Here is a 15,552-nt window from a genome sequence, read left to right on the forward strand (position 1 = left end):
TAAACGTTAACGATGAACTTCGGAAAGGTTACTGATGAGGAGTTAGCAGGTGTGGATTTCACTCTGCCTCCAGACGGGAAGCAAACGCTGGAAACTCTTTCAGGCCTTACTAAAAGTGTTTCTCCGGAATTCTATGTCGGCTGTGCCAAATGGGGCAGGAAGGAGTGGGTGAATATGATCTATCCTCCCAAAGCAAAGGCAGCAAACTTTCTAGATGAATATGTCAAGCACTTCAATTCCATTGAACTGAATGCGGTTTTCTATAGTATACCTAAACCGGAGCTTATTAAGAAATGGAAAGATAAAGCAGAAGAAAACGCGGTTAACGGTTTCTTGTTCTTCCCTAAAATATCTCGCGGCATCAGTCACATGAAGCGATTGAAAGACGCCAACGCAGCTACCGATCGTTATCTTGCAAGTATCCATGAGTTTGGACAATACCTTGGTCCTTGCTTTCTTCAGTTGGCTGATAAGTTCTCCCCCACAAGTTTTGATATTTTGGAAGAATACCTGTCGAATTTGCCGACCGACTTCCAATTGTTTGTGGAGGTACGCCATGCCAGCTGGTTTTCTGACGTTGACGCCCGTACACAACTTTTCGAGATGCTCCATAGGTTAAAAAGAGGAGCAGTGATCACCGACGCCAGTGGCAGAAGAGATTGCGTTCATATGGAAATGACCGTTCCGGAGGTGTTTATCAGGTTTGTTGGCAATGGATCTGCACATCAGGCTTCCGACTGTGCAAGAGTAGATGAATGGGTTTTGCGTTTAAAGAACTGGTTAAATAAGGGGCTTGAGAAAGTTTACTTCTTTCTTCATCAACACGACGAAAGGGATACCCCAATACTTGCGAACTACACGATACAGCAATTCAATAAGCATCTAGGGGCGAGTCTTCCTGAAGTTAATTTTATCGGCAAGGGCGGAGATATTACAAAATAAGAACAATTATTTTAGATAAAGTATACCCGCTTTGTAGACTTTATTATTTACTTTGTATTCGTTATTGTTCAACCAAAAAATATAGATTATGAGTTTAAGAATAGGGGACGCTGCTCCCAATTTTAAAGCGCAAACTTCAATAGGAGATATTGATTTTTATGAATTTTTAGGAGACAGCTGGGGTGTATTGTTTTCGCATCCTGCAGATTATACGCCAGTTTGTACAACGGAATTGGGAAGAACTGCTTCATTAAAAGGAGAGTTTGAAAAGAGAGATGTTAAAGTACTGGCTTTAAGTGTTGATTCTGCGGAGTCTCATAAAGGCTGGATCAAAGATATTAATGAAACGCAGAATACGAGTGTTGAGTTTCCGATAATAGCTGATGAAGATAAATCGATAGCTGACTTGTATGATATGATTCATCCGAATGCTTCGGAAACATTGACCGTTCGGTCGCTGTTTGTGATTTCTCCGGATAGGAAAGTTAAGCTTATGCTTACTTATCCTGCATCCACAGGACGTAATTTTAATGAAGTGTTAAGGGTAATTGATTCTCTACAATTGACTGCTAAATATAACGTCGCTACACCTGCAGACTGGACGGATGGAGATGATGTTGTGGTTATAAATAGTATAAAGACTGAAGATATACCTGAAAGATTTCCCAAGGGTCACAAAGTAATCAAGCCTTATCTGAGAACCACACCTCAGCCAAATAAATAGAGAAGTAAAAGAGCCTCCTGAGTTAATCGGGAGGCTTTTTAGTTTTACCCGAATTGGTCTTCTAAATCTTGATGAACCTGCCTCAGGTAAGCGCTCAGTTCAGCCTGCTGGTTATCTGAGGCCATCTTTTCCAAGCGAGCTAACACTTGCACGCCAATCTTAATCTCCTTGCCATAAGAGTTCCTCCGCCTTAAATCCAGCGATGCGATATAAGACAGTTCTTTTCCTATAAACGATGCCAGGTATTTCGAAACCTGATTAGCCGATTTGTTTTGGTTAACTGCATAGAGATTATCCACAGTATACACTTTAGTTAAGGTGTCTTCAATGGAATAAATTTTCTCTGGTAGCTCACTTACGACTTTCGTCATCAGTTGCTTTGCCTGATCCAATTTGCCTTCCCGCAGTAAATTTACGGTTAAGTTATTCATGAACCTTTCGGTTGTACTTGCAATTCTCCTACTTTCAGGATCCTGATATTTAGAGGATTTGAAACCCTTTAGATCAAATTTACGCATCAGATTGTCATACATCACTTCGGTGTTGGTTTGTCCATCCATTGTATAGTACTGATCAGGTATAGTGGATTTGATGGGCAGAAGCCGGTAAGCATAACCTTCAAGGTATAGGTATTTTTCAAGGCCTATGTAACTATCTGTAGTAATGGTTGTTCCGAAATAGATCGGTCTTTCCCAATTGTTATTGGCGAGGATATCAAAGATGGCAAGGTTCGCCTTAAAGACCACATTCTCCCTGTATGTCCATTCCATCGTTGAAGCAATCCGCGATGCGTCTTTTGAAGCGACTGTGTTAGTTTTAAGAACCTGAGCGGGATCAACAGTCAGCTTTAGTTTTTTACTCGGCAAGAAATTTTCTTTGCTGCCATCAGCGAGCGAAACCTTATCATCTGCTGCATCCGAAGTCATGACTGCAAGGATGTCCTTTAACTCCACACTATCGGTAAAACCATATTCATAATAAGGCATCCATTCTCTGATACCTTTAAGGTACTTTGTTCGATCTGATTTGATCGGTAAGGGGGCAGACTTGCCGGACTGTGTTAACATTTGATCGATGTAATTGCCATCCGACAAGTATTGAATGTTAACCACCCTGACATCCGTACGGTAATTCTCAACATCCTGAACATACCAGAGGGGAAAGGTATCGTTGTCCGCGTTGGTAAAAAGAATGGCATTAGGTGCGCAGGAGTTTAAGTAGTTTTTTGCCCAATCCAATGCAGTAGTCTTATTTGAGCGGTCATGCTCGTCCCAACCTTGTACACCCATTAGAAAAGGTACCGCTATTAAACAGGTCAATGAGGCCATGGCAAGGCTCAGTTTGGGCATCTTTAAACGAGATAGTAGTGTTTCAACGCCAAGGACACCAATTCCAATGAAGATTGAAAATGCATAAAATGAACCCACATAAGCGTAGTCCCGCTCCCTGACCTGCATAGGGTCCTGGTTAAGGTAAACTATGATCGCAAGGCCTGTAAAAGCGAATAGTGTAGCAATAATTGCAAGATCGTTGCGGTTTTTACGGTACATAAAGAGGATACCAATGATCCCTAACGCCAATGGCAGACCATAGAACTTGTTGTGCCCTTCATTGTCGATAATGCTTGGCGGTAACTTGTCCTGGTTTCCTAATCTAAGTTGATCCAGCGGCTTAATACCGGAAGTCCAGTTCCCATCATTTGAAGGACCAGTGGATTGGATGTCGTTCTGTTTCCCTACAAAATTCCAGAAGAAGTAACGCCAGTACATAAAACCCAGTTGGTAGCTGGTAAAAAAGCCGAGGTTTTGAAAGAAGCCTGGGGTTTCACCTGGTTCCATATGCAGCCAGTCCCTATAAAATACGTCATGATTTGGTTTCTGACTGTATGTTCTGGGGAACAGCATGTTCTTATCATATTCAGGCTTTGTAGTTTTTCCAGCTATTTCATAAGATTTATCACCTCTTCTATATTCGAGTCCTGTTTCCTTATAGTTGACTACATCGGCATTGAAGGTTTGCCCATATAGCAGGGGTGTATCACCATAATTGGTACGTCCGAGGTATTTATAAAGTGATAAGGCATTGTCTGGATTCGATAGATTAAGATTCGTCTTAGCATTTGCCCGGATGAGAATTAAAAAGTAGGAACTAAAGCCAAAAACAACGAAAGTCAGGCAAACCAGTGAAAGATTAAGGTTGTATTTTTTGTGCTTTATGGAGTATTGTATACCGTACGCTAAAGCTGCTACAATAAGTAAAACGAATACGCCAGCGCCGCTTCCGAAGCCCAGCCCAAAGGTATTGACAAACAGTATATCTAATTTGGCAGCCATAAGAACGACGTATTGTACAACAATATATTGCACCGTTACCCAAATGATGGCAGCAACTCCCATAGCTTTTGCGATACCCATGGCGCTTACTTTAGACGTTTTCTTGAAATAGTAAACAAGTACTATTGCTGGAATTGCCAATAAACTCAACAGATGGACGCCAATAGACAACCCGATTACGAAGGCAATCAGTACCAGCCAGCGATTGTCCAGATTCCGTTCCCATTTTAGAATGGCCCAGAAGACCAGGGCAGTGAACAGCATGGACAGCGAATACACTTCTGCCTCCACCGCGGAAAACCAGAAAGTATCTGAAAAGGTAAAGGCCAGCGCGCCAATAACACCAGCCGAGATAACGGAAAGATTAGTCAGGGCTTTTTGCTTCTGCTGTATGATCTTCGAAGCAAACATGGTAATTGACCAGTAGAGAAAAGTTACCGTGGCAGCACTAAAAATGACCGAGCTGAAGTTCATCCAGTAGGCAATCTTAGCAGTGTTCCCAATTGCCAGCAACGAAAAGAGCTTTCCGATCATTAAAAACAATGGAGCCCCCGGTTGATGCCCTACCTGAAGCTTATAAGATGCGGCAATGAACTCGCCACAATCCCAGAAGCTGACAGTGGGTTCCATTGTCAGGGTAAACACAGTTGTGGCGATTACAAAGAGCACAAAACCGATAATAGTATTGAGTTTTTGGTAACTGTTTATCATGTTGAGTTTAATTTTAGTTAACTCAAACATAATTAAAACATTGAATTTTAGCGGATTGGCGAATGTTAAAGATTGTTAAAGTATGTTAAATTAAATGATTTAACATATGAGTTGTTTCAAGTCAGAGAGAGGCAGTTAATAATGCTGGATGATGTCTGCATCCACAATGATATAGCCGGACTGCTTACTCTCGGTGAAGATCAAAAACCTGGTGTCATGAGATTTGATCTTGTACTTCTTCACCAGGTTTTCGGGTGTGTCGCGATAGTTTCTTACGATTACATTCCCTGAAAGTTGCTTATCCTTCTTGAGTTCTCCGGGGGAAATGATGCCCTTGATCTTGAAGATACGACCGGGGAAGTCTGTGTTCACCAGCTCTGAGCTATACAATTGAGTTTGCGTATTTAGCTTTTTAAGACCATATCGTTTGGCGATCAGGTTGAAAGCACCACTTTTTAGGAGTGCTGCATCCGGCTCATAGAGGAATCCCGACAGTTCAGAATCGAGAAGAATCTGCTCATGTTCTTCCAGTTTATCAAAAGAAAAAGTCTTTAGTTGTTCGTTAATAGTGACCGCTGATATTTTAACTGTCGGGTGATCTCCCTTTTCCAACACCCATAATAGCTCTTTGACTTCATTTTTAACACTAACAATATGAACCTCAACGACATTTTTAAGCTCCTTAAGGCCTGCAGTGATATCCAGCATCGGTGCGGTTTTGATGATCACGCGATTGCTGCTTTGAAGCAGTAGATCGGTGTTTTCCACTACATTGGGGCTGCAGTCTTTAAGCATGAACACCTTGCCTGTTGTACCTCGTCTAACCGGATCGATATAGATAGTGTCAAAAAACATCTTAGCGCCTTTTAAATACTCCAGGCCGTCTTGGTGTAAAAATAGGGTATTCGTCTGACCTAAGATCTCTGCATTATGGGCAGCTATTTCAAGTAAATCTGCATCAATCTCGCAGTGCACTGTGCGTTCCAACCTTTTGGAAAAGTAATAGCTATCTACCCCAAAACCAGCGGTCAGATCGATGAGCGAACTGCCGATAGCAAGAGTGGCCTTGTAACTTGCCGTGACTTCTGAGGAGGTTTGTTCGATAGACAATGCTATAGGATAGTAGATCAAAGGCCTTTCAAACCAGGTAGGAAGTTTTCTTCTGGCTTTCTTTTTCGAACTGATCTGATTGGCCAGCTCCCTGGCTTCTACACCTTCTATACCGATCTTAGACATCGCAATCTTATGCACATCTTCATTAAGATGTTCATTGATGAAGTGCTGAGCAGCGGAGTCTAAGATACGTTTGTTCAAGATCTTGCTTAATTAGAAGGCACTTTGTCCCGCATAACAATCTGACAAGTATTTCTGCTTTTAACCTCCAACAAGATGTTTTTACTAGCAGTAACACGGTCAATGGTTTGCTGGTTATAGTATCTGATTGTCACCAATTCCATACCGGTGTTATACTTAACCCTATAATCCGTTGAAAGATCAGCGATCAATGATTCCAATTTTTGAGGGTCATGATCAAAACTAACAGAGAAACTAATGGCGGAGTTCAGCATGGTATTGATCTTCGCCTTGTGTTTATGAAACAGGTTAAAGATTTCGCTTAGGTTCTCCTCAATAATGAAGGAAAAATCCTTTGGAAATATAGAAATCAACACCTGATTCACTTTGAATATAAACGAGGGTACCGGGGTATGGTTTTTAGCAGAAGTGATATGGGTACCATCAGCATCGGGATCGAGGAAGGACCTTACATATAATGGAATGTTCTTGTTCTGAATGGGCTTGATCGTCTTTGGATGGATAATCGTCGCACCATAATAAGCCAATTCAATGGCATCATGATAGGACAGTTGTGGAATTCTCTGGGTTTCATCGAACCACTTTGGATCCGCATTTAAAACCCCGGAAACGTCTTTCCAGATCGTCATTTTGTCTGCATTAAGACAAGCGCTGAAGATTGCAGCAGAGTAATCCGAGCCGTCTCTGCCAAGTGTTGTCGTGAAGTTCTCACTCGTGCTTCCGATGAATCCTTGTGTCACCACGATCTGATCCTGAATGAGCGGTATCAAACGCTTTTGGATTTCCTGTTCGGTTTTGTCCCAGTTAACTTTGGCCTCTTTGTAGGTGTTGTCGGTATGAATAAAGTTTCTTGCGTCAAGCCATTTCGCCCTTAATCCTGATTCTTCTAAAAAAGCACAGAGGATCTTGGTAGATATAATCTCCCCAATAGATACAATCTGATCATAGATATAATCTGGTGCATCCGTTGCTTCTTCTTCCAAAAGCCATTCAATTTCTACAAACGAGTTGACCACATCATCGTAGATCGGATGGTTTGGGTTAACAAACAATTCAGCTATGACATGGAAATGAAATGCTTTAATCTCTTCGAAGATCTCATGGGCGTTTGGCTGTCCAAACAGGTATGCGTTGGTAAGCTCTTCCAGCTTGTCGGTTATTTTGCCCATCGCGGAGACTACAACGAGAAGTTCTTTATCCGTCGCCGATTGAATGATGCCTACTACGTTACGAACTCCATCTGCATCTTTTACAGATGCACCGCCAAATTTATATACCTCCATTATCTCTTACCGCTTATTAATGAATTAGGCTTCAGAATATCTTTCAATTCACTAAACGGAATAAGCAGTTTGGTAATTCCAAACGCATAGGCTTTGATCTCGTATGGATTATATAAGAATAGCAAGCCTTCATCTGTAATGGTAAAGTTGGTATTCAGTTTGAAGGTATCGTGCTCAAAAAAGTAATTATTTTTGAGGCTTTGATCTGACGTTAGCTTTTCGTCCTTTCTGAATATCCGCTCGGCGATCGCATTCAACTTATCGCTTGATCCAGGGAGTAATAAAGAATCCAGCGTAATTTGCTGATGTGTTACCGGGTTGTAATTTTGATAGGTAAAGGAACTGTTTGGGTGCGCACCGCCGGAAAAGTTGATATAGCTGGTATAGAATGCAATGTACTGCGGCTCCTGTTTAATTACTTTTGTGTTAATCATCAAAAACCAGGTCTGTATCCGATCTTTATTGTCGTTTTGAAAATCATCAAAGTCTTTAATAAAGCCCTTGGTATAGGCATCATACGTGCTATAGGTTCTTTCACCATCGACAGTTCCGGTGATCTTTTTAAGAACAAAGTCATTCAACTTCTGGTCAGTAAAAACGGGATAGGTGATTACAGCCTTCGCAGTATCCGTAACCCGGGCATCTTTGGATACCGGGTTCTTGCTGTAAACTTTAACGGAATCGTAGGTATAACTGATGGAATCAGTGGTCAGCTGTACGGCCGTAGTGGTCGAATCTGTAGCCATATCGCTCTTCTTCTCACTCTGACAGGCGACGATCGTGGCAATGGCGATTGCCATACCTAGTTTTCTCATAGTTGCGAAATTTGTGCTCTGGAAAGAGAGGCGTTTAGCCAACCTTCTTCAATATGTGAGGCATATTTATTATAGAATTGAATAGCGGGTTCGTTCCAGTCGAGAACTTGCCAAACCATCCCACTGTAGTTTTTATCTTTTGCTTCCTGAATAACACGTTCAAACAAGAGCGTTCCGATTCCTTTTCCCCGGTGCTCTTCTGTCACGATGAAATCCTCGAGATAAAGACGGCAGCCTTTCCAGGTAGAGTAGCGGGTGTAATATAGTGCAAATCCAACAACGGTTTCGTCCACTTCAGCCACAAATGCAGTCCAGACTTTTTCAGGCCCAAATCCAGCAGCAACAAATTCGTCCAGCGTAACGGTCACCTCGTCCGGAGCCTTTTCATAGTCTGCCAGCTCTTGTATCAATTCCAGCAAACGTGGACAATCATCGCGTTCCGCAATTCTTAAGTTCATATTATTCGGCTTTATCTTGTTTAACTGATCGCTTGCCAAATATACTGCTTCCAATTCTAACCATGGTACTACCAGCCTCGACAGCTAATTTGTAATCGCCCGACATGCCCATGGAGATCTCTTTGAAGGACTCTTCTTTTCTAAAGAAACTTGCTTTTATACCATCAAAAAGGACCTTTAATTCAGTGAATTCATCTAAAGTTTGCTTTTCAGGAGCGTTGTTGCTGGCAATGCCCATCAACCCTACGATCCGTACATTTTGCATACCTGTATATTCCTCTGACCTCAGTAGTTCAATCGCCTCGTCATACCCTAAGCCAAATTTTGTGTCTTCATCAGCAATGTAAATTTGTAGCAGGCAGTCAATAACTCTCTTATTCTTCAGCGCCTGTTTATTGATTTCTGTTAAAAGCTTCAGGCTGTCGACTGACTCAATTAGACTAATAAAGGGAGCGATGTACTTTACCTTGTTGGTCTGCAGATGCCCAATTTGGTGCCAGGAGATGTCCTTAGGTAGTTGCGACTCTTTTTCCACCATTTCCTGAACAATGTTTTCGCCAAATAGGCGTTGACCTGCATGATAAGCCTCCTGGATGGCGTCGATCTCCTGGTATTTTGATACAGCGATCAGCTTCACGCCAGTCTCATCAAGCTCTGTTTTATATTTCAATAAGTTGTCTGCTATACTCATTTATCAGTATTTTTGGTAAAATTAACAACCTTGGCGAACTTTGGCTAAGAAATAATCATCTTTAAACCGAATGAAAAGGTTCACAATCACAGTTTTCTGTTTCGTTTTTCTTATTGCCTGTAAGCCTGGTATTCCTGGTGACATTATTCAGCCGGATGATATGGCTTTGGTATTGAACGACATACATATTGTTGATGGTTACATTACGACCATCAGACCCGATTCCTCAAAGATTGTCGCAGCATCACTTTATAAAGGGATCTATAAGAAGTTTAATGTCGATTCGGCTAAATTTTACAAAAGCATGGACTATTATTATAAGAATCCTTCTATTATGGATGGTATTTATAAGACAGTTACTGCTGGGTTATTGAAACAAAAGTTGAAGCAGATCACTTTAGACTCGATACAGAATGTGAAGGCTCAAGCTAAGTTGAAGCTAAAGGCAAAAGCAGATTCTGTTAAAGCGGCAAACGCTTCGAAGAAGGTTGTTTCAAAGAAGAAGCTGGATTCGTTGAACAAAGTAAAGTTAAAAAGGAGAATTGACTCCTTAAAGAAATCAAAATTGATAATGAAGGTTAAGCCTCCGGTCACGAAACGTACTGTGGGAGCGAGGCCGGCAAAAATATAAATATGCTATATCCGGAGAATTGTTTAGAGCGGTTGGGATTTAATGAGGTCAGACAACTTATCCATAAGCATTGCCTGAGCGTAATGGGCCAGCAAATGGTTTCCAAGATGCAAGTAATGAATAAGTTTGATCAGATCAATAAGTTTTTACGTCAGACTTACGAGTTCAAAAGTATTTTAGTGAACCAGGAACCTTTGCAGATCAGCAACTTTTTTGACATCAAGTCGTTGGCTGATAAAATAAAGGTAGAGGGAACTTATCTTGTGGAAGATGAACTCTATCAAATGTATGTGTCCTTGCAAACTGTATTTTCAGTATTGCGTTTTTTCGAAGAGCGTAAGGAAGTTTATCCAAGTTTGGAGGCCCTTTTTGAGCACATACCAGTAGAGCATAACATCCTCAAAAAGATTGAGACTGTTCTGGATCCAAAAGGCAAGATCAAGCCAAATGCGTCATCAACGTTGCAACAGATTCTTGGAGACATTTCTAAAGCTGAACAAGATGTCAGGAAAAGAATGGATTCGATCTATAAGCAGGCCCAAAGCAACAACTGGGTTGCAGATGGAAGTCTGACGATACGTGATGGTAGGATGTGTATTCCAGTATTAGCCGAGAATAAAAGGAAGCTTAAAGGTTTTATTCACGATGAGTCTGCCAGCGGACAAACGGTTTATATAGAGCCAGAAGAGGTTTTTACACTGAATAATAAGTTGCGTGATCTTGAGTTCGATAAAAGAAGAGAGATCATCAAGATTCTAATCTCCCTAACATCAGAACTGAGGCCATACACGCCGTTACTATTGTCTTACCATGGATTTCTAACAAAGCTCGACTTTGTGCGTGCGAAAGCTTTGTTTGCAATTGATGTGGAAGCAGAAATGCCCGTTCTAATTAAGGAAGCCAAATCAAAGCTGGTGAATGCTACACATCCGCTCCTTTATTTATCATTTAAGGAGGACAAGAAGACGGTAGTTCCGCTGAACATTCATATTAACGACAGCTTACGGATCGTATTGGTATCGGGGCCTAATGCCGGAGGGAAGTCTGTGTGCATGAAGACCGTTGGCTTACTTCAAATCATGGTTCAGTCCGGTTTATTGATCCCTGTTCACGAGTCGAGTGAGGTAGGGATTTTCGACCAGATCTTTGCCGATATTGGGGATGACCAGTCTATAGAAAGTGATTTGAGTACTTACAGCGCACACCTGACTAAGATGAGGTATTTTGTGGCGCATGCTACTCCAAAATCTCTTGTCTTGATCGATGAGTTTGGAACCGGAACCGACCCTCAGTTTGGCGGTCCGATGGCCGAGGCGGTTTTGGAGGTAATAAATAACAAAAAGGTTAGAGGAGTAATTACTACGCATTATTCCAATTTGAAACTGTTTGCAGGCAATACGCCAGGTCTCGAGAATGCGTCGATGTTGTTCGACAATGACAAGATGAAGCCGATGTATGTACTAGAGATCGGTAAGCCTGGAAGTTCATATGCCTTTGAGATTGCACAGAATATTGGTCTTCAACCAGAGGTGTTAAAGCTCGCCAGGGAGAAGACAGGTACCAATCAGAATAGAATAGATAGTTTACTGGTAGATCTGGAAAGAGAAAAGAAGCAGATCTACGATACCAAGCTTTATTTATCTAATCAGCAAAACAAGGTTAAAAATCTGGTTGCTGAGAATGAAAAGTTGAAGGAGTTCTTAGATGAAAACAGGAAGGTCTTGATCAAAGAGGCTAAATTGGAAGCGCAAGCTATTATTAAGAACGCGAATAAGCTGGTCGAGAATACGATTGCGGAGATTAAAGACAAGCAGGCCGATAAAACAGTAACCAGAGAATTAAGACAAATCCTGCAGAAGGAATTGGTACAACATCAGGTACGTGAAGAGAAGAAGCCTGTAGAGAAGGTTAATCCTGTTAATACTCCAATTGAAGTCGGGGATTGGGTACAATTGAACAATAGCGACACGACGGGCCAGGTTCTGGAAATTAACAGAGACAATCTTGTGGTTGCACTTGGCGATCTACGTTCTGTTTTGAAAAAAAGCAGGGTATACAAGATTAGCAATAAACAGGCGAAGAAAGCGGTTCAAAGCAACTCTTACACGGGAAGCATGTCCGAAGCGATATCCAGCTTCAGCGCCGAACTTGATTTAAGGGGAATGCGCGGTGATAATGCCTTGCATGAAGTTGAGAAGTATCTGGATAAATCAATCATGCTTGGCTTTCCTTTTATCAAGTTAATACATGGCAAGGGAGACGGTATCTTAAGAAAGCTGATCCGTGAATATTTGAAAAAGTACAGTCAGGTAAATAGGGTGGAGGACGAGCATGCGGATAGAGGAGGCGATGGAATTACTTATGTATACTTTAATTGAACGATAAGTTATGATTAACAAAGTGGTTTCTAATGCACAGGTTGCGATTCAAGACATTAAAGACGGAGATATCCTGATGTTAGGAGGCTTTGGTCTGTGTGGAATACCCGAAAATTGTATTGCCGCGTTGGTTGAAAAGGGTGTAGTAAATCTAACATGCATTTCCAATAATGCTGGTGTTGATGATTTTGGTATTGGTCTTTTACTTCAGACCCGTCAGGTTAAGAAAATGATCTCCTCGTATGTGGGTGAGAATGCAGAATTTGAGCGTCAGCTATTAAGTGGAGAACTGGAAGTAGAACTCATACCACAAGGAACTTTAGCTACCCGTTGTATGGCCGCTGGTTATGGTATGCCAGCAATATTTACTCCGGCTGGTGTGGGAACTGAAGTTGCCGAAGGAAAAGAAGTACGAAGTTTTGGTGGGAAGGATTATTTGATGGAATACGCTTTTGATGCCGATTTTGCGATTGTAAAGGCTTGGAAAGGTGATACTGCTGGAAACTTAATTTACCAGTCTACAAGCAGGAACTTCAATCCCGTCATGGCAATGGCTGGAAGAACTACCATCGCAGAAGTAGAAATACTGGTTGAAGCTGGTGAATTGGATCCCGATCATATTCATACGCCCGGGGTATACGTACACCGCATCTTTCAAGGCAGCAATTACGAGAAAAGAATAGAACAAAGAACGGTAACCATTAAAGCTTAGGAGTTATGCTAGACAAGAACGGAATTGCTAGGCGCATAGCAAAGGAGATTAAAAATGGTTATTACGTAAATTTGGGGATAGGTATACCAACTCTGGTTGCCAATTATATTCCCGATGGGATAGACATTGTACTTCAGTCTGAAAACGGGCTTTTAGGTATGGGGCCTTTTCCCTTCGAAGGAGAAGAAGACGCCGATTTAATTAACGCGGGCAAACAGACGATCACCACTTTGCCAGGGTCATCGATCTTTGATTCTGCTATGAGCTTTGGGATGATCCGCAGTCAGAAGATAGACCTGACTATTCTTGGCGCTATGGAAGTTTCTGAAAACGGCGATATTGCTAACTGGAAGATTCCAGGTAAAATGGTAAAGGGAATGGGAGGTGCTATGGACCTGGTTGCATCAGCAAAGAATATCATTGTCGCAATGCAACACATCAACAAAGTCGGAGAAAGCAAATTGCTTCCGAACTGTTCGTTGCCGCTAACCGGAGTCAGGTGCATTAAAAAAGTAGTGACAGAGTTAGCCGTTCTCGATATTTTGCCTAATGGTGGATTCAAGTTAATAGAACGTGCTCCCGGAGTATCCGTTGATTTTATAAGAGCGTCGACGCTTGGGAAGCTATTTGCAGATGACCTTGCGCCAGAAATGCAACTCGATTAACCAATTTCGTTTGCGCCCAGACGTTCTTTAAACTCTGCAGAAATCTCGTCTGTAATTCTTATAATGTCCTCAGGGGTATCGAAGTTATTGAATACCACCTGTTGGCAATCCTCCTTGTACGGTAATAAAAACTCCTTGTATGCAGGAACCACATGGTTATGCCATTTATATAGAACATCGTCCTCTGAGTATCCCCGTTCCATTCCATCACGTCTGATCCTTCTGGCGAGGGCTACGGGTTCATCAGCTTCAATAAAGATCTTGTGATTAAGGAGCTCAGCGATTTGTCTGAAATGTAAGATAAAGAGACCTTCTACGATTATGATTGGTGCAGGGTTAATTTCAAGGATTTTAACAACCGCTAACGGGTTATTAAAATTGTACTCTTTTTTATAAACAACTTCGCCTTTTACCAGCTTTTTGATGTCATGTAAAAACTGATTATCGTCTATAGTTGCTGGCAAATCAAAGTTGTATAGCTTGTTTTCCTCCTGGGTCATTTCTCCAGCATGAATATAGTAGTCATCCTGTGAAACCAAGGTTACCTCATCATTTTTAAAGTGATGAAGGAACCCGTTTAAAAAGAAAGTTTTACCGGATCCGCTACCTCCTGCAATCCCAATTATGAAGGGCTTATTTTTGTTCATTCTCTTGTCCGCCGTATGTTAAATTGCAATAAAAACGTTTGTCTAATGCGCCAATAGCATCAGCAACTGCTTTTGTCATTACAATTATAATATCTTTTGTGGACTCATTCTCAGTAAATTTACCAACAACCTTTGCGAAGGTCGTACGATTACTCATGGGGTTCGTTATTTTCATAACTGTTCCAATGGGTGCAGATCGGTGAAGGACAAGCATCTTAGTCGGATCCATATCCTGATCAACAATCCAGGTTGCCGTTCCTTTCTCGTCCACCTGATTCAAACCATATCGGCTTGGGGGATACCTTAAAGATGGATCCTTAATCGAGTTTGTGCTGTCTAAAGTCTGATTGGAAGCAGTTGGTACAAAAGCCGGTTTTACCGGATACTGACCTTTTATAAGCAACTTCTGGCCTACGCTTAACATATTGTTTGACAAATTATTCTTAGCCTTCAACTGATCCATTGTCATTTTGTACGTAGTGGCTATGGAGTACATCGTTTCGTTGCCGGCGACTGTATGCTCGATAAAGTCTTCATTACTTACTGGTTTCTGCGTAATGACTACTGGTCTTTTTTCCTCTGCTGCTTTTCGCGGGGTTGGGTTAACTGCGGGTGAAGGCTTTTCTGGTTGGGCAGTAACTAAGTCTGAAGCCTCTTCCGGTGCATTAGCGGTAGGTATTTTCAATATTTGTCCGATTTGAAGGTTTATGGACCTCAGGTTATTGATCCGTTTGATCTCATTAACCGTTGTTCCGTATTTTTCAGCCAGCATATTAAGATTTTCCTTTTTTGCGACCGTATGCTCTACGAGGGCTCCTGTAGTATTTGACGCATCTGTTGGCATTTGAGATGAGCTCGCATTACCGTTAGTTGAGACGTTAGCCGGTCCTGAGAAAGGAAGACTAGTAGGAACTTTGATGATGACTCCGATTTGCAAGAATTTGCTGTCGTTGAAGCTCATTAGATCTTTTGGATTTACGCCATATCTTCTTGACACAGAATAGTAGGTATCTTTTGCAACGATCTGGTGAATGATGACCTTTTTCCCATTGTTGTTTTCGACTCCGATGGAATCTCTGACAATTTTGCTATTTACATTTGGGTTTGCGTGTGTTGTACTGATATTAATGATGATAGCAAGAGCTGGTATAACTGTATATTTATACATTAATGTTTGGTAAGATTATCAATAGGCAATAATACGAATAATATAAATAAAGCCTGTTTGTTGACGCGTTCAACTGAACG

At 41.5% G+C, this 15,552-nt stretch carries 14 protein-coding genes; 6 read left to right on the forward strand and 8 right to left on the reverse strand.

Annotation, left to right across the window (positions count from 1 at the left end; all coding sequences use genetic code 11):
• Positions 1-12: 12 nt before the first annotated feature.
• On the forward strand, positions 13-942 hold the full coding sequence (locus tag WKF66_RS12285; RefSeq protein ID WP_489674751.1) for a DUF72 domain-containing protein: 930 nt from the start codon (positions 13-15) through the stop codon (positions 940-942).
• A gap of 88 nt (positions 943-1,030) precedes the next feature.
• Positions 1,031-1,666: a peroxiredoxin gene (locus WKF66_RS12290; RefSeq protein ID WP_489674752.1), complete on the forward strand. Its 636-nt coding sequence runs from the start codon at positions 1,031-1,033 to the stop codon at positions 1,664-1,666.
• Positions 1,667-1,710: 44 nt separating this feature from the next.
• Here the strand turns inward: WKF66_RS12290 and WKF66_RS12295 are convergent, their stop codons facing one another.
• The 6 genes from WKF66_RS12295 to WKF66_RS12320 form a co-directional block, all read right to left on the reverse strand.
• Positions 1,711-4,710 carry a glycosyltransferase family 117 protein gene (locus WKF66_RS12295; protein ID WP_489674753.1) on the reverse strand — a complete coding sequence of 1,000 codons (3,000 nt, stop codon included), beginning with the start codon at positions 4,708-4,710 and terminating at the stop codon, positions 1,711-1,713.
• Positions 4,711-4,845: 135 nt separating this feature from the next.
• Positions 4,846-6,024, reverse strand: coding sequence for a THUMP-like domain-containing protein (locus WKF66_RS12300; RefSeq protein ID WP_489674754.1), 1,179 nt, complete (start codon positions 6,022-6,024; stop codon positions 4,846-4,848).
• Positions 6,025-6,032: 8 nt separating this feature from the next.
• Positions 6,033-7,307 carry an aspartate kinase gene (locus tag WKF66_RS12305; RefSeq protein WP_489674755.1) on the reverse strand — a complete coding sequence of 425 codons (1,275 nt, stop codon included), beginning with the start codon at positions 7,305-7,307 and terminating at the stop codon, positions 6,033-6,035.
• Complete coding sequence (locus WKF66_RS12310; RefSeq protein WP_489674756.1) at positions 7,307-8,122, reverse strand: DUF3298 and DUF4163 domain-containing protein; 816 nt, start codon at positions 8,120-8,122, stop codon at positions 7,307-7,309. The genes WKF66_RS12305 and WKF66_RS12310 overlap by 1 nt, the downstream gene beginning before the upstream one ends.
• On the reverse strand, positions 8,119-8,580 hold the full coding sequence (locus WKF66_RS12315) for a GNAT family N-acetyltransferase (protein ID WP_489674757.1): 462 nt from the start codon (positions 8,578-8,580) through the stop codon (positions 8,119-8,121). The genes WKF66_RS12310 and WKF66_RS12315 overlap by 4 nt, the downstream gene beginning before the upstream one ends.
• Position 8,581: 1 nt before the next feature.
• The gene (locus WKF66_RS12320) at positions 8,582-9,271 is read right to left on the reverse strand and encodes a YggS family pyridoxal phosphate-dependent enzyme (protein ID WP_489674758.1); all 690 of its coding nucleotides are present in this window, start codon (positions 9,269-9,271) and stop codon (positions 8,582-8,584) included.
• Positions 9,272-9,341: 70 nt separating this feature from the next.
• Here WKF66_RS12320 and WKF66_RS12325 point away from each other — a divergent pair, with 70 nt between their 5' ends.
• From WKF66_RS12325 to WKF66_RS12340, 4 genes are read left to right on the forward strand one after another with little or no spacing between them, the layout of a single operon-like run.
• On the forward strand, positions 9,342-9,902 hold the full coding sequence (locus WKF66_RS12325; RefSeq protein ID WP_489674759.1) for a DUF4296 domain-containing protein: 561 nt from the start codon (positions 9,342-9,344) through the stop codon (positions 9,900-9,902).
• Positions 9,903-9,904: 2 nt separating this feature from the next.
• Positions 9,905-12,280 carry an endonuclease MutS2 gene (locus WKF66_RS12330; RefSeq protein ID WP_489674760.1) on the forward strand — a complete coding sequence of 792 codons (2,376 nt, stop codon included), beginning with the start codon at positions 9,905-9,907 and terminating at the stop codon, positions 12,278-12,280.
• Positions 12,281-12,290: 10 nt separating this feature from the next.
• On the forward strand, positions 12,291-12,992 hold the full coding sequence (locus tag WKF66_RS12335) for a CoA transferase subunit A (RefSeq protein WP_489674761.1): 702 nt from the start codon (positions 12,291-12,293) through the stop codon (positions 12,990-12,992).
• 5 nt (positions 12,993-12,997) lie between these two features.
• A complete protein-coding gene (locus tag WKF66_RS12340) occupies positions 12,998-13,657 on the forward strand; it encodes a 3-oxoacid CoA-transferase subunit B (RefSeq protein WP_489674762.1) in 660 nt (219 codons plus the stop codon).
• Here WKF66_RS12340 and WKF66_RS12345 read toward each other — a convergent pair.
• A complete protein-coding gene (locus tag WKF66_RS12345) occupies positions 13,654-14,304 on the reverse strand; it encodes a uridine kinase family protein (RefSeq protein ID WP_489674763.1) in 651 nt (216 codons plus the stop codon). The two genes, WKF66_RS12340 and WKF66_RS12345, sit on opposite strands and share 4 nt — an antisense overlap.
• Entirely contained in the window at positions 14,291-15,472 is a 1,182-nt protein-coding gene (locus WKF66_RS12350; protein WP_489674764.1) for a LysM peptidoglycan-binding domain-containing protein, read from the reverse strand. Before WKF66_RS12350 ends, WKF66_RS12345 begins: the two co-directional genes overlap by 14 nt.
• Between the last annotated feature and the right edge of the window lie 80 nt (positions 15,473-15,552).

The sequence above is a fragment of the Pedobacter sp. genome (genome assembly GCF_037719805.1).
Lineage (GTDB): Bacteria > Bacteroidota > Bacteroidia > Sphingobacteriales > Sphingobacteriaceae > Pedobacter.

Excerpts from the sequence above, each read along its gene's own strand:
- WKF66_RS12285 (WP_489674751.1), top strand. The coding sequence starts at position 13 with ATGAACTTCGGAAAGGTTACTGATGAGGAGTTAGCAGGTGTGGATTTC.
- WKF66_RS12290 (WP_489674752.1), top strand. The coding sequence starts at position 1,031 with ATGAGTTTAAGAATAGGGGACGCTGCTCCCAATTTTAAAGCGCAAACT.
- WKF66_RS12295 (WP_489674753.1), bottom strand. The coding sequence starts at position 4,710 with ATGATAAACAGTTACCAAAAACTCAATACTATTATCGGTTTTGTGCTC.
- WKF66_RS12305 (WP_489674755.1), bottom strand. The coding sequence starts at position 7,307 with ATGGAGGTATATAAATTTGGCGGTGCATCTGTAAAAGATGCAGATGGA.
- WKF66_RS12310 (WP_489674756.1), bottom strand. The coding sequence starts at position 8,122 with ATGAGAAAACTAGGTATGGCAATCGCCATTGCCACGATCGTCGCCTGT.
- WKF66_RS12315 (WP_489674757.1), bottom strand. The coding sequence starts at position 8,580 with ATGAACTTAAGAATTGCGGAACGCGATGATTGTCCACGTTTGCTGGAA.
- WKF66_RS12320 (WP_489674758.1), bottom strand. The coding sequence starts at position 9,271 with ATGAGTATAGCAGACAACTTATTGAAATATAAAACAGAGCTTGATGAG.
- WKF66_RS12325 (WP_489674759.1), top strand. The coding sequence starts at position 9,342 with ATGAAAAGGTTCACAATCACAGTTTTCTGTTTCGTTTTTCTTATTGCC.
- WKF66_RS12330 (WP_489674760.1), top strand. The coding sequence starts at position 9,905 with ATGCTATATCCGGAGAATTGTTTAGAGCGGTTGGGATTTAATGAGGTC.
- WKF66_RS12335 (WP_489674761.1), top strand. The coding sequence starts at position 12,291 with ATGATTAACAAAGTGGTTTCTAATGCACAGGTTGCGATTCAAGACATT.
- WKF66_RS12340 (WP_489674762.1), top strand. The coding sequence starts at position 12,998 with ATGCTAGACAAGAACGGAATTGCTAGGCGCATAGCAAAGGAGATTAAA.
- WKF66_RS12345 (WP_489674763.1), bottom strand. The coding sequence starts at position 14,304 with ATGAACAAAAATAAGCCCTTCATAATTGGGATTGCAGGAGGTAGCGGA.
- WKF66_RS12350 (WP_489674764.1), bottom strand. The coding sequence starts at position 15,472 with ATGTATAAATATACAGTTATACCAGCTCTTGCTATCATCATTAATATC.